The sequence below is a fragment of the uncultured Campylobacter sp. genome, from assembly GCF_938045465.1.
GTDB lineage: Bacteria > Campylobacterota > Campylobacteria > Campylobacterales > Campylobacteraceae > Campylobacter_B.
This window is the reverse complement of sequence record NZ_CALIBF010000080.1, coordinates 17,297-30,717: the sequence shown is the minus strand read 5'-3', so window position 1 is coordinate 30,717 and position 13,421 is coordinate 17,297. Positions and strand designations below refer to the sequence as shown.

The 13,421-nt window shown below is 44.1% G+C and carries 13 protein-coding genes, 1 tRNA gene and 1 pseudogene; 11 read left to right on the top strand and 4 right to left on the bottom strand.

The annotated features are described in order from the left end of the window. From Q0413_RS04115 to Q0413_RS04100, 4 genes and pseudogenes are all read left to right on the top strand, one after another. A partial coding sequence (locus Q0413_RS04115; protein ID WP_298987591.1) for a hypothetical protein occupies positions 1-620 on the top strand: 620 nt, incomplete at its 5' end. 35 nt (positions 621-655) lie between these two features. Continuing rightward, positions 656-877, top strand: a complete 222-nt coding sequence (locus Q0413_RS04110) for a hypothetical protein (protein ID WP_298987588.1) — start codon at positions 656-658, stop codon at positions 875-877. Between the two features lies 1 nt (position 878). Continuing rightward, a pseudogene (locus tag Q0413_RS04105) lies at positions 879-983 on the top strand (site-specific integrase); the annotation flags it as partial. Between the two features lie 259 nt (positions 984-1,242). Next, positions 1,243-1,743, top strand: coding sequence for a site-specific integrase (locus Q0413_RS04100; RefSeq protein WP_298987585.1), 501 nt, complete (start codon positions 1,243-1,245; stop codon positions 1,741-1,743). Positions 1,744-1,819: 76 nt separating this feature from the next. On the opposite strand, the gene Q0413_RS04095 is transcribed toward Q0413_RS04100, so the two are convergent. Then, positions 1,820-1,910: transfer RNA gene (locus Q0413_RS04095), tRNA-Ser, on the bottom strand. A 396-nt stretch (positions 1,911-2,306) separates the two neighbouring features. Between Q0413_RS04095 and Q0413_RS04090 the strand changes: the two genes are divergently transcribed. Next, positions 2,307-2,576, top strand: a complete 270-nt coding sequence (locus tag Q0413_RS04090) for a hypothetical protein (protein ID WP_298987582.1) — start codon at positions 2,307-2,309, stop codon at positions 2,574-2,576. Between the two features lie 651 nt (positions 2,577-3,227). On the opposite strand, the gene Q0413_RS04085 is transcribed toward Q0413_RS04090, so the two are convergent. Next, positions 3,228-3,644, bottom strand: a complete 417-nt coding sequence (locus tag Q0413_RS04085; protein ID WP_297883182.1) for a polymer-forming cytoskeletal protein — start codon at positions 3,642-3,644, stop codon at positions 3,228-3,230. After that, positions 3,596-4,516, bottom strand: a complete 921-nt coding sequence (locus Q0413_RS04080) for a M23 family metallopeptidase (protein WP_306528386.1) — start codon at positions 4,514-4,516, stop codon at positions 3,596-3,598. The genes Q0413_RS04085 and Q0413_RS04080 overlap by 49 nt, the downstream gene beginning before the upstream one ends. 165 nt (positions 4,517-4,681) lie before the next feature. Between Q0413_RS04080 and Q0413_RS04075 the strand changes: the two genes are divergently transcribed. Beyond that, on the top strand, positions 4,682-5,125 hold the full coding sequence (locus Q0413_RS04075; protein ID WP_298987579.1) for a DNA starvation/stationary phase protection protein: 444 nt from the start codon (positions 4,682-4,684) through the stop codon (positions 5,123-5,125). A 557-nt stretch (positions 5,126-5,682) separates the two neighbouring features. Here the strand turns inward: Q0413_RS04075 and Q0413_RS04070 are convergent. Beyond that, positions 5,683-6,039 (bottom strand): histidine triad nucleotide-binding protein, encoded by a 357-nt coding sequence (locus Q0413_RS04070; protein WP_297941615.1) that lies wholly within the window; start codon positions 6,037-6,039, stop codon positions 5,683-5,685. Positions 6,040-6,168: 129 nt separating this feature from the next. Between Q0413_RS04070 and pheS the strand changes: the two genes are divergently transcribed. From pheS to Q0413_RS04045, 5 genes are all read left to right on the top strand, one after another. After that, positions 6,169-7,164: a phenylalanine--tRNA ligase subunit alpha gene (gene pheS, locus Q0413_RS04065; RefSeq protein WP_298987576.1), complete on the top strand. Its 996-nt coding sequence runs from the start codon at positions 6,169-6,171 to the stop codon at positions 7,162-7,164. After that, positions 7,161-9,491: a phenylalanine--tRNA ligase subunit beta gene (gene pheT / locus Q0413_RS04060; protein WP_298987574.1), complete on the top strand. Its 2,331-nt coding sequence runs from the start codon at positions 7,161-7,163 to the stop codon at positions 9,489-9,491. The genes pheS and pheT overlap by 4 nt, the downstream gene beginning before the upstream one ends. Further along, a complete protein-coding gene (gene aroA / locus Q0413_RS04055; protein ID WP_298987572.1) occupies positions 9,488-10,762 on the top strand; it encodes a 3-phosphoshikimate 1-carboxyvinyltransferase in 1,275 nt (424 codons plus the stop codon). The genes pheT and aroA overlap by 4 nt, the downstream gene beginning before the upstream one ends. After that, entirely contained in the window at positions 10,752-11,588 is an 837-nt protein-coding gene (locus Q0413_RS04050) for a 4-hydroxy-3-methylbut-2-enyl diphosphate reductase (protein WP_298987567.1), read from the top strand. The genes aroA and Q0413_RS04050 overlap by 11 nt, the downstream gene beginning before the upstream one ends. Before the next feature lie 112 nt (positions 11,589-11,700). After that, a complete protein-coding gene (locus Q0413_RS04045; protein ID WP_298987564.1) occupies positions 11,701-13,368 on the top strand; it encodes a 30S ribosomal protein S1 in 1,668 nt (555 codons plus the stop codon). Positions 13,369-13,421 lie beyond the last annotated feature (53 nt).

Sequence of the window (13,421 nt, the reverse complement as noted above, 5' to 3'; positions counted from 1 at the left end):
TAAAGCATAAAATTCGCAGGTTTTTATCCTCGCAAAACCCAATCCCGCTTTGGGTTTACCGAAAGATAAATTTTATTAAAAGTCTGCGTGATCTCGGTAACCTTAATATTCTAAAAGATTTTGATAATACGCTTATAGAATGGGATTATAAGAGCCAAAGTATTTTTATGAGTATTCCATATACTTCAGAGGAACTTATTTATGAAGACGGGCATTTACTTTATTACGTTTGTGGACGGCTCGTGCACGAATACATAAAGGATACTAAGCCTATTCTAAATAGCAGCAAAATCCAATCTCATGAGCTTAAATCGGTTCAATCTTTCTATAATAGCGGTATTAAGCCAGTTTATTACAACCCGTATAAGATATTCCGCACCGCTTGGAAAGATATGAGCGACGAGCGTTTAAAATTATACTGGCGCGATAATCAAAACGAAATGACCGATGACATTCTAAGCGTTCAAGATTACGCTATGCTTGAGAATGAGATGATTGAGCGTGGCTTCTTACAGAGGTATAAAAATCATATCAGATATTTTACGGAGCACGCCCTTGAGGATATCAGGGAGTTGGAATTTAAGTATTCCAATAATGGCGTTATGCCGTATCCGTTTTAGGAAAAATTTTTAAAATTTATTTGAAAGGATGAGAGATGTCTATAAGATATCAATGTGATGTATGCGATAAGCTTGATGATGGATATCCAATGGATATTTACGAAGTATCTGAGGAAGTCCAGGACTATACTGGGTTTTTTTATGAGCATATTTGTAAAGAGTGTTTAAAGGTTCTGACTGAAGACGATGGAGGAAAAAAAATATTTATAGTTAGGAATGGCAAGATCTTATTAAAAAGTGATAAAAGGTTTAAGTGATATGAAATTTAGCTATTACGCCGATCTGTATCTCAAATTTGGCAAGAAAGAGTGGAAAAATTCGACTTTTGTTAAAAATGCTGGTATTGTGGCAAATCGCTTACGCTTTTTTGAGAATATGGAAATTTCAGATATAAAGCCCTCCGTAATCCGTGTTTGGCTTGACGGAATATCTGATGTTTGCAACAAGAGTAAAAAACATTATCTTTCGGCACTAAGCCAAATTATCAAGATTGCTATAGAGGATGAGGAAATTTCTAAAAATCCGCTCGTTCACATAAAGAAAATGCAGCATATAACGCCTCGTATTGAGCCTTTCACAAATGAGGAAGTGCTAAAAATTTTGGAGGCTTCTAAAAAATACAATGAAAATTTTAGGTTTCTTTACGGGGCTTCGCACGGGCGAGATTTTGGCTTTGAAAATTGCCGATATAGACTTGCAAAATCGTGTTATCTCTGTGAATTCTACCCGCTCAAGGTTCGGCGAAAGCACCCCTAAAACTTATCTTAGCATTCGCAAAGTGCCTATTTTAAACGCTCTTTATCCCGCTTTGAATAGTTTTATTTTTTATCGTAGCTGGCATAAATATTTGCTGCAAACTCAATACGGCAAGCCTTACAAGGATACTAGCGTTTTTACCTATGACTATTGGAAGCCGATTTTGAGGGAGCTAAATTTAAAATATCGTCGCCTTTACAATATGCGCCACACTTACGCTACGAATATGCTTTATCAAAATTTCGTTTCACCGGTTGAGCTTGCGAAGCTTTTAGGGCATTCCACGCCTAAGATGGTTTACGATGTCTATGTAAATTATCTTAATTCTAACTTAAAAGACTTCGATCGAAATATACAAATTTATTGATTTTTCCCGGGAAGCCTATTGCTAGGGTCGTCAGACTTCCTAAAAAGTGCTTCAAATATCGCTAAAATGGGGTTTCTGGCGGACAGAGAGGGATTTGAACCCTCGAGCCCCGGTTAGAAGCTGCACCCTTAGCAGGGGTGTGGTTTCGGCCACTCACCCATCTGTCCACAAAAAGAAATCGCATTATACATAACTAATCTAATAATGGGCTTAAATTAGCTCAGTCCGCGGAATTTATCACCTCGTGGAATTTTGAGCCGGCGGCACAAAGAGATATAATGAGTCAAAAGACGTTATGAAAGGAATTCATATTTATTATAAAATTTTAAGTATAAATTCACTTGCCCTGCAAATTCTAAAATTTTTGAAGCTTAATTCCAAAGTTTACTATAACTTTACGTTAAAATCCCATTTAAATTTATGGCGGTCCAGTAAAATCTGGCACAAATTCTACATATAAATTCCGATCCTTGAATTTTCTACCTTCGTCATCGCACGAAATTTAAGCTAAGATTAATGGGGGGGGGTCTAATCTTCAAATACATTTTTTAAAAGGATTTACCGTGTCGTCTAACGCTAAAAGGTTGATGGGTATTATTATTGCACTTGTGGCTGCTTTTTTTGGAGCTGGTTTTTATATGAATAGCGTCAATACGCTAGCCTCCCTGTTTGGAAATTTTTATAATCCATCTTTTGTTGTACATTTTCTCGTTTTTGAGAAAGGAGTAGATCAACTTAAAATTACCTACGTAATCGCATTCGTGATTATATTTGTAGTGCTAGCTATTTTGATTGATAAATTTATGATTAACTCGAAAGATTCTAAAAAATAACGTCGCCAAATTTTTAAAGCAGGCGCGACTATGAGGTTAAAATTGTAAACGATCTCGTTACGCTTTTAAATTTAACTTTAAAATCTGCGTTTTTTGCAGTAAATTTTGTATAAATTTCATGTTTTTTGCGGATGTCGAGACTCCGCGCTCAAATCCAAAGAAATAGAATTTTAATCACATAATTTTATCTTTACAAGATATGACGTAGTAGGGAGTGGGCTACAATGCAAATAATTCTACGAATTTTAAGAAGCTGATTTTGCGAGATATCTTGATGCTAAATGCGCTACGTCCTTTCCGGGTAGAATTTCATAAATTTAAAGTTTGTTGTTAAATCAAGTAACACCGAACAATGCTTGGGATATAATTTCGTAGTTTTGGGCATTATGGCTAGCATCGTAGTTAAAATTTTAAAGCTTACGCAAAAGCAAAATTTTATAATTTTAAATTTTAAAATTTATGGAATTTAGAAATTTAAGAAATTCACAGACCCGAAAAGTCCTAGAATCTTAAAAATTCCGAATTTAGAAAATTTTAAAATATTCAGAATTCTTAAAATTTCAAAGTATGGGAATTTTTTAGGATTTTAAATTTCGAAATTTTGCGAGTTTAAAAGCCTTTAAAATCCCAAGAATTCCAAATGTGCGCGATTTATTCGCCTAGAGCTTTGTCGATGAGCTTGACGTCTTCGCTTGCGCTGCCGTCGATGACTAGGGCTTGATCGCTGCCACTTACTGCGCTTTTTCCATTAAATTTTGCGCCCACTTCGATGCCGAAGCTTTGCGATAGCACGTCGCCTACGAGCACGCCGCCGCCTAGCAGCTCGACGAGCTCGGCTTCGATATTGCCGAAAAATTTGCCGCTGATTACGATATGCTTGGCCCTGATCGAGCCGCGCGCGGTACCATTTTTACCGATGACGACAGTATTATCGGAGATCACGTCGCCTTCGACATTGCCATCGATATGCAAAATGCACGACAGGTGCAGCTCTCCTTTGATGAGCGTGCCTGACGAGATTATTGTTGTTTGAGCGGTGTTTGCATCGCCTTTATTAAAGATTGCCATGGGACATCTTCCTCCTTAGTAAAAATTTCTTTGTAATTTTTTTCGTTCCAGTTAATAAAATTTAGCGGATCTAGCGGCAGCTGCAAAAATCTAATCTCGTAGTGCAGATGAGGTCCGGTGCTAAGTCCGGTGTTGCCGCTAAAAGCGATAAGATCGCCCTTGTTTACGAACTCGCCTACTTTGCGAGTTAAATTTGAATCCAAATGCGCATATCGTGTCGTAAAGCCGTAGTTGTGGCGAATCTCGACTAGATTGCCGTAGCCAGTAGCACCCGCGCCGCTGTATTGGATGATGCCGTCTGCAGGCGCGTAGATAGGCGTTTTAGGCGGCGTACGTAGATCAACGCCCGGGTGAAACTGCTTGCGCTTTAAGATGGGATGGTTGCGCCAGCCGAATTTCTCGCTGAGCTGATGAGTGCGCATGACCCTGCCGTTTGGGATCTGCATAAAAATTTCTTTGATCAGTGCGTCGGAGAATTTTTCGTTGATGATCTTTTGCGCGCGCTCTTTGATCTCTTGTTCGGAAGTAGGCTTGATGTGAGATAGGCGGTCGATCGCGCGCTCATCCTCTTCAGGATCGAGCCCAAACTGATGCTCCAAATCCGAAATTTTACCCTCGATGGCTTCAAATTCCATCTGACTTGCCGCGATACCGTCGCGAAGTTTTTGATTTAGCTCGTTAAGCTCGGTTTTGGTTCGCGAAAGGCTGTCGATTTTAGAGCCCAGGTACCTGATATATAGCGCACCCGTAACGAAAACGGTAAAAACAAATAGTACCAAATATAACGCGATCTTTTTGATGATTTGCGAAAGCAAAAAATTCCTAGAGCCGTTAAGGTCGGTTATGGTTATCATAAATTTGTTTTTCATAATGCGGCATTATAATGCACCATAGCTGAAATTTCAAAAAAATTGTAGATAAATTTAAAAGCTATTTAATTTCAAAATTTCACTAAAAGATAAAATTTATTACTTAGTATAATTATAATTTAAGCAAATCTTGCTATAATTACAGCAATTTTAAATAAAGGAGACACAATGTCAAAAACAGTAAAACAACTAAACAAACTTCAGGCGGACGCTCATGCGTTCTTTATTGCATTCCACGATTATCACTGGAATGTTAAGGGCTTACAATTCGCACAGGTTCACGCTTATACCGAGAAAGCATACGACGAGATGGGCGAGCTCTTCGACGATATGGCTGAGCGCGCGCTTCAAATAGGTGGCAAGGCCGTAACTAAGGCTAAGGATCTAATTGAGCTTTCAAAAGACGCTCCGATTAGCGTAAAAGACAGCTATAGCGTATCTGAGGTACTTGAGGATGTTAAAAAAGCCTACGAGTATTTGGTAAAAGAATTTAAAAAGCTTCAAGAGATTGCTGAGGAGGAGGGCGACGATACGACTTCAAATATCGCGCAGGATCACTATGGTGATTATGAAAAACGCCTATGGATGCTAAGCTCAATGTTAAGTAAATAATCCCCGCAAATCCTTTCAAAATTTTTAGGGGCGCATGCCCCTAAAATCCATTAAAGTTAATATTTAAATTTCAAAAAATTTTAAAATTCTAAGATTATAATTTCACACTAAAATTTTAAATCCTGCTTGAAAATTGAAGTAGAATCGCTCATTCAAAGTAAAATTCATGTAGGTTTTAAATTTCATATAATTGAAATTTAACTCATTCGCCATGTAAAAACATAACTCTTTTTATAAAGTTCGGTCTAATTTAAAATTTTGCTGCGTCGTTAAAATTTCTTGTCGATTTCAAATTTCATAGCCGTAAAAATTCTAAGAGCTAAGGCTTTGTAGCTAAAAAGTGGCATTTGCTAAAAGAGATCGTCTGTGATAAATTTATATTTTTTTAGCGTCTGATGATAAATTTTTCTGGCTTGTAGTTTTACTATTTTGATTATTTTTAAAACCTCAGTGCTTATAAATGAAGCGGAATTTTAAAAATTTCAAAGAATTTCGCAAATTCCGTAAAATTTTATAATTTCACGGAATTTTAGTTTTTATAGAATTAAGCTCTAGCCTTAAAAATTCTCTTCGGTATTGCGGTCGCTGACACGGTCCCACGGCAGCTTTATTCCGCCCAGGATATGAAAGTGCAGATGCATCACCTCTTGACCCCCGTTTTCGCCGCAGTTGCAAACGAGACGGTATCCACTCTTATCAAGCCCCATTTTGCGAGTTACTTCTTGGATGAAAGCGCTCATTTTACTCATCACTTCGGGAGGCGTTACTTGGAAGTTTTCGTAGCATTTCTTAGGGATCGCCAGGATGTGGATAGGCGCTTTTGGATTGATGTCGTGGAATGCCAAAAATTCATCGTTCTCTAACACTTTGTTGCACGGGATTTCGCCGTTTACGATCTTTTCGAAGACGTTCATTTTAGATCCTTTTATGAGGGTTGAAATTTAGCCGCGATTATAGCCAAAAAATCCAAACACGCAAATTTACCTAGCTTTTATCAAATTTTAACTACAATCGCGCCATTAATTTAACCACAAGGATAGAATTTGCAAGAGATTAAAGCAAAAATAGACGCTGCATCGAGCTTAAGCGAGCTGGAAGCCGTGCGCTTGGAGCTTTTCGGCAAAAAAGGCATCATAACGCAGCTTTTTTCCGAGCTCAAATCCGCAGCGCCCGAGCAGAAAAAAGAGCTTGCCGTAAGCGCGAATGAAAAGCGCGATTATTTCAGCGAGCTCATCGCTGTAAAAAGGGCGAGCCTGGAAGAGGCGGAGCAAAAAGAGGCGATGGAAAATGAAGCAATCGACGTCACGCTTTTTAACGAAAACGTAAGCTGCGGCGCGCTGCACCCCGTGATGGAGACGATGGATAAGATCATTGACTACTTCATCGCGCAAAATTTCAGCGTCGAAAGCGGCCCGCTCATCGAGGACGACTTCCATAATTTCGAGGCGCTAAATTTACCCAAATACCACCCTGCGCGCGATATGCAAGATACGTTTTATCTAAATGACGGGCGGCTACTGCGCACGCACACCAGCGGCGTTCAGATCCGCACGATGGAGAAATTTAAAGCTCCGCCGGTGCGTATGATCGCCCCGGGTGCGGTATTTCGCCGCGATATGGATCTAACCCACACGCCGATGTTTCATCAAGTGGAGGGTCTCGTAGTCGAGCAGGGAGACCGCGTGAGCTTCGCAAATTTAAAATACGTTTTAGAGGAATTTTTGCGCTATATGTTTGGAGACGTAAAGGTGCGCTTCCGCCCGAGCTTCTTTCCGTTTACGGAGCCGAGTACGGAGGTTGATATCAGCTGTATTTTCTGCCACGGCGAGGGATGCCGCGTCTGTAAGCAGACGGGCTGGCTCGAGGTGTTAGGCAGCGGCGTGGTCGATCCTAACGTCTTTAAAGCGGTGGGCTGGAAAAACGTCAGCGGATACGCATTTGGGCTCGGCGTGGAGAGATTTGCGATGCTGCTACATGGTATCCCCGATCTGCGCTCGCTATTTGAAGGCGATATTAGATTATTGGAGCAGTTTAAATGATAATAACGAGAAATTGGTTGCAGGAGTGGATCGACATAAGCGAAATTTCAAGCGAAAGACTGCTTTCTACGCTAAATTCCATCGGTCTTGAGGTTGATGCTCACGATAAAATTTCACTTCCTAAAGGCGTCGTCGTAGGACTCGTAAAAAGCAAGCGTCGTCACGAAAATTCCGATCATCTAAATGTCTGCGAGGTTGATGTCGGTAAGCAGAGCCTGCAGATCGTCTGCGGCGCGAAAAATGTTGAGGCAGGGCAATATGTCGCAGTTAGCCTAATCGGCGCCGTGCTACCTAGCGGCCTTGAGATCAAGCCTGCCAAACTTCGCGGCGTGGAGAGCTTTGGCATGATCTGTTCGGCAACCGAGCTTGGGCTTGCCAAGACGAATGACGGCATTATGGTGCTTGATAGCAGCATCGGCGAGCTTGTGCTCGGCAAGGAGCTGCGCGAGTATGAAATTTTTAATGATGATCTTATCGAGATTGAGCTTACCGCTAATCGCGGCGACTGCCTTAGCATCTTAGGCATAGCGCGCGATCTAGGCGCAGCGCTTGATCTGCCGCTAAAGGAAAAGCACGAATTTGAAGATGCCGACGGAGCACCTGGTATCGGTAGAATTTTAAGCGTGCGTGCAAGCGATGAGGTAAGCGCTAAATTTGCTTTTCGAGCTTACGAGATCAAAGGCGAGCTGAAGTTAAATTTAAAGCAGACCTTGCGTCTTGCAAGCGTTGGTATTTTGCAAAGCTGCGCGGTGCAAAATTTCATCAACTACGCTACTCACTCTACCGGAGTATTGCTGCGCGCTTATGATTTTGAAAAGATCGCTTCCGCAGATGGCAAGGTAGCGCTTGACATAAAGCCTATGCCAAACGGCGAGTTCGGCGTTTATGCGGGCAAGAGATTGCTTAGCGTAGCAGGAATTTGCCAAGACGCGGAGCTAAAGGCGTGTTGCAGTAGCAAAGTGGTGCTATTAGAGGCAAACTACACCGCGCCACTAATCATTGCTAAAGCAGTAAACGAAAACAAAGGCCTAAAAGGCGACGAGCATGTGTATCGCTCAAGTAGAGGCAGCGAGCCAAAGCTTAGGCTAGGGCTCGATCTACTATTTAGATTGCTACTTAAAAATAAAGCCGTGAGCCTATATGCGGGCACACAAAAGATTTCAAATGCTTTGGAGCCGCTTATCGTGGGCTTTAGCGAAAAAGAGATAAACTCAATGATCGGCGCGCAAATTCCGCGCGATAAGATCGTAAAAATTTTAAAAAGGCTGGGCTTTGATGTGGGCGTCGAAGCCGATCTCATTACCGCCAAGGTGCCGCCTTTCCGCCACGATATCGTAAATTCTCACGACGTGTGCGAGGAGATCGTGCGTATCGTGGGCATCGACAATATCGCCGCCGCGCCGCTAAGCTTCTACGAGAAAAACCGCCTAAACGGTACCTACGTAAGCTTATGTAATGGGCGCAAGCTTCGCAGCAAGGCGGCAGCAGTGGGATTTTTCGAGTGCGTACATTATGTATTTGACGACGGCAAGGCGCTGCAAAGCTTAGGCTTTGCGCCGTGCAAGGTTAAAATTTTAAATCCGATCAACGGCGAGCTGGACGCGCTAAGACCGACGCTCATTAATCATCTGCTGGAATCTGCTGAGCGAAATTTAAAGAATTCCCGCAGAAGCGTTAAGCTTTTTGAGCTAGGAGAGGTGTTTGATGCGGACGGCTCGCAGAGCCTAAGGCTGGGCTTTATCGCTAGCGGACTAAAGGCGGAGCCCTCTATCGCGGCCGGCGCGAAACCTGCCGCGGTGGATTTTTTGTATTTTGCAAATTTAATCCAAAGCGTCATCGGTAAATTTAGCGTCAGGCTGCCTGGCGAAAATTTGAAATTTTTAAGCGAATTCGAGCAAGCTCAGATCGAGCAGGGCGGCGAGATCGTGGGCTTTATCGGGCGCGTGGATTACGCCGTAGAAGCAGGGCGCGATCTAGATAAAAGCTATCTGTGCGAGATCGATTTTTCAAAGCTTAAATTTAAAAATATCGTAGCGGACGCTTATTCGAAATTCCCTAGCGTATCGCGCGATCTAAGTATTTTGGTGCCGAGCGGAATGCGCTTCGAGCAGATTAAGCAGTGTATAGACGCCCTTAGAATCGAGGCGCTAAAGGAATTTATCCCAAGCGATCTTTACAGCGACGAAAGCCTGGGCGATTCAAAGAGCCTGACGATCAGACTTGTATTTCAAGACCTTCAAAAAACGCTCTGCGACGAGGAAGTCGCGGGCTTTACCGATAAAATTTTAGCCGCGCTTAGCAGCGAGCTGGGACTTGGGCTGCGATGAGAATTTTTGCGCAAGCGGGCCCTTTGCGAGCGGAGATCTCAAACATCGCCGCGGATAAATCGATCTCGCATCGTGCGGCGATCTTTTCGCTGCTAGCAGAGGGGACGAGTAAAATTTCAAACTATCTAGCCGCCGAGGATACGCTAAATACGCTAAAGATTGTGGAGCTTTTGGGCGCTAGCGTACAGCGCGTAGGGGGCGAAATTCTGATCACTCCGCCGGAGGTTATCAAAGAGCCTAACGTCCCGCTTGATTGCGGCAACTCAGGCACCGCTATGCGGCTATTTATGGGCTTTTTGGCGGGGCGCGAGGGCTTTTTCGTGCTGTGCGGCGATCGGTATCTAAGTGAGCGTCCGATGAGGCGCGTTGCGGATCCGCTTTGCAAAGTGGGCGCTAAAATTTACGGACGAGCAGGCGGCGAAAAGGCGCCTATCGCGGTGCTCGGGCAAAAGCTTGGGTATTTTGAATACGCGAGTAAGATTGCGTCCGCGCAGGTAAAGACCGCTCTGATTTTAGCGGCTTTGCGCGGCAGCGGGTGCAGGTTTAGCGAGCCCGAGCTTAGCCGCGATCACAGCGAGCGGATGTTAAAAGCGATGGGCGCGCAAATTTCGCGAAACGGACTTGCGATCGAAGTCGCGCCGCTTAGCTCGCCGCTTAAACCGCTTGAAATTTTTATCCCAAACGACCCTAGCTCGGCGTTTTTCTTCGCGGTCGCCGCAGCGATAACCCCGGGCTCGCGCATAGTGCTAAAAAATATGCTGTTAAACAAAACCCGCATAGAGGCGTATGAAATTTTAAAACGTATGGGCGCCGAGGTTAAATTTAATAAAACGAGCGAAATTTACGAGCAGATCGGCGATATAGAGATCGCTTACGCGTCGCTTCACGCCGTGGAGGTTAGCGAAAATATCTCGTGGCTGATAGACGAAGCGCCTGCGCTTGCTATCGCCTTTGCTTGCGCGCAGGGAAGTAGCGTGCTTAGAAATGCCGCCGAGCTGCGCGTAAAGGAGTGCGACCGCATAAAGGTAACCTGCGAAGGGCTTCGCGCTTGCGGTATTAAGGCGCGCGAGCTACAGGACGGCTGGCAGATCGAAGGCGGCGAGGCAAACGCGGCGATTATCACGCCGTGCGGAGATCACCGCATCGCGATGAGCTTTGCGATTTTGGGCTTAAGATCGGGGATGATCATCGAAGATAGCGATTGTATCGCGACGTCGTTTCCAAATTTTGCCGCGATTTTAAGACAGATCGGGGCCGGCGTTGAAGATTGAGATGGCCAAAAGCTACGGCTTTTGCTTCGGCGTCAAGCGCGCGATCAAGATCGCAGAAAGCGCCGGCGAGGCCGCTACGATCGGTGAGCTCATACATAACGCCGAAGAGATTAACCGTTTAAAGCAAAATTTCGGCGTCAAAACCCTACAGGGCGTTAGCGAGATCAAGGACGAGCAAAAGCTCATTATCCGCACCCACGGCATCCAAAAAGACGATCTGCAAAGATTAAAGGCGCAAAATAAAGAGCTCATCGACGCTACCTGCCCCTTCGTGACCAAGCCGCAGCAGATCGTAGAAAAGATGAGCGCAGAGGGCTACGACATCGTGATTTTCGGCGATAAAAACCATCCCGAAGTAAAGGGCGTGAAATCCTACGCAAAATCACGCGTATTCGTGATCATGGATACGAAGGAACTGCAAGACGTCAAGCTTGGACCTCGCGTCGCGCTCGTTTCGCAGACTACGAAAAAGATAGAAAGCTTTACCAAAATCGCGAATTTTTTGATGCAGCGTGCTAGGGAGCTGAGAATTTTTAATACGATTTGCAATGCGACGCTGGAAAATCAAGAGGCCGTGAAAAGCCTATCACAAAAGGCCGACGTAATGATAATCGTAGGCGGGAAAAATTCCTCTAACACCAAGCAGCTTTTTTTAATTTCACAAAATTTTTGCAAAGACAGCTATCTCATAGAAAACGAAAGCGAGCTTGAGCGCTCGTGGTTTGAAAACAAAAGCCTCTGCGGCATCTCCGCAGGAGCCAGCACGCCCGATTGGATCATCAAAAAAGTAGTAGCGCGAATCGAAAATTTAACGCAGAATTTATAAGCCCTCTTATCAAATTTACTCTTAGAAATTTATCAAATCGAAAGCAAATTTTGGCTAGAATCGCGCATTTTAGTTCTTTTCAAAAAAGCACAAATAAATTTAAAGGAAGCATATGGCTGAGGTGAACGAGAAGGTTCAAAACCACGCAGAGGAAGATTTTGCGACATTGTTAGAGGAGTATGACGCCGGGAAGTCTCGCGACGAGGTTGTCACAGGTAAGGTTATCGCCCTTAAGGACGGCGAGGTTTTCATAGACGTAGGCAGGAAGTCGGAGGGCATTTTAGATGCCGCCGAGGTGAGCGACGAGCAAGGAAACCCGCAGGTTAATGTAGGAGATGACATCAAAGTCGCTATTATCGGAAGCAGAGGCGGTCGCCCGGTCGTATCGTATAAAAAGGCCCTAAAGAAGGAAAAAGTAAAGGCATTCATCGACTCCTATGATGAAAACGCAGAGAATGTCTATGACGTTAAAATTCTATCGTTTAATAAGGGCGGTTTCGTTTGTGCTAATGCAGACGACGTGGAATTTTTTATGCCGCGCTCGCAAAGTGCGCTTAAAAACCCAAATGGCGCCGTCGGTAAAAATTTCAAGGTAAAGATCATTAAAGTTGATAGAGACGAACAAAGCATCGTAGTATCGCGTAAGAAGCTACTTGATGAGGATCGCAAAGCAAGCAAAGAGGCGATCGAGAAAGTAATCGCTACCGAGGGCATCATCGAAGGCGTCGTCAAAAAGATTACCACCTACGGTATGTTCGTAGACGTAGGCGGCGTGGACGGGCTCGTGCACTACAGCGAAATTTCATACAAAGGTCCTGTAAATCCAAGCTCGCTCTACAAAGAGGGCGATAAGGTTCCAGTTAAAGTTATCAAATACGACAACGATAAAAAACATCTCTCCCTTTCGATCAAAGAGGCGATGCCCGATCCTTGGAACGAGATCAAAGATAGCCTGGAAGTGGGCGATACTATCCGCGTAAAAGTAAGTAATATCGAGCCTTATGGCGCGTTTGTCGATCTTGGCAACGACATCGAGGGCTTTTTGCATATCAGCGAAATTTCATGGGATAAAAATATCAAAAATCCGAAAGATTTCATCAGCGAGGGCGAGGAGCTCGACGTCGAGGTCGTAGAGATTAACCCTAGCGAGCGCAGGCTGCGCGTGAGCCTTAAAAATTTACTCACAAAGCCGTTTGACGAGTTCGTTGCTAAGCATAAAGTGGGCGACGTGCTAAAAGGCAGCGTCACTACGATTACGAATTTCGGCGCGTTTGTGAGGATCGACGGCGTAGAGGGACTTTTACATAATGAAGACGCTTCATGGGATCGCGGCGAGAAGTGCAAAAATTTATTCAAAGTAGGTGACGAGATCGAGGTTAAGATCATCAAGATCGACAAAGATACTCAAAAAATTTCTCTAAACCACAAAGAGCTCGGCGATAGCCCGATTAGCGATTATGCCAAGAGCCACAATCAAGGCGATGTCGTAAAAGGCAAGATCCGCGATATTAAAGAGTTCGGAATTTTTGTCGAGCTCGGAGGCGGTATCGACGCGCTTATCCGCAAGGAAGATCTCGGCAACGTAAGCGTAGATAACCTAAAAGTGGGCGACGAGATCGAGGCTGCGATCGCCTTCATCGACGAGAAGAAAAATAGAATTCGCCTAAGCGTGCGCAGGCTGGCTCATCAGAAGGAGCGCGAGGCGCTAAATGAGATCAATAGTAACGACGACGAGAAGCAAAGCCTAGGGGATCTGATCAAAGATCAACTAAATAAATAATTCCTCCCGCAAGGCATCCCCGCCTTGCGGACCCACTTCTAAAGGTTAATTTA

What these genes read in the sequence shown, in the direction of transcription:
- Q0413_RS04100 (WP_298987585.1), top strand. Translation starts at nt 1,243, where the DNA reads ATGAAAATTTTAGGTTTCTTTACGGGGCTTCGCACGGGCGAGATTTTG.
- Q0413_RS04085 (WP_297883182.1), bottom strand. Translation starts at nt 3,644, where the DNA reads ATGGCAATCTTTAATAAAGGCGATGCAAACACCGCTCAAACAACAATA.
- Q0413_RS04070 (WP_297941615.1), bottom strand. Translation starts at nt 6,039, where the DNA reads ATGAACGTCTTCGAAAAGATCGTAAACGGCGAAATCCCGTGCAACAAA.
- Q0413_RS04075 (WP_298987579.1), top strand. Translation starts at nt 4,682, where the DNA reads ATGTCAAAAACAGTAAAACAACTAAACAAACTTCAGGCGGACGCTCAT.
- aroA (WP_298987572.1), top strand. Translation starts at nt 9,488, where the DNA reads ATGAGAATTTTTGCGCAAGCGGGCCCTTTGCGAGCGGAGATCTCAAAC.
- pheT (WP_298987574.1), top strand. Translation starts at nt 7,161, where the DNA reads ATGATAATAACGAGAAATTGGTTGCAGGAGTGGATCGACATAAGCGAA.
- Q0413_RS04045 (WP_298987564.1), top strand. Translation starts at nt 11,701, where the DNA reads ATGGCTGAGGTGAACGAGAAGGTTCAAAACCACGCAGAGGAAGATTTT.
- Q0413_RS04110 (WP_298987588.1), top strand. Translation starts at nt 656, where the DNA reads ATGTCTATAAGATATCAATGTGATGTATGCGATAAGCTTGATGATGGA.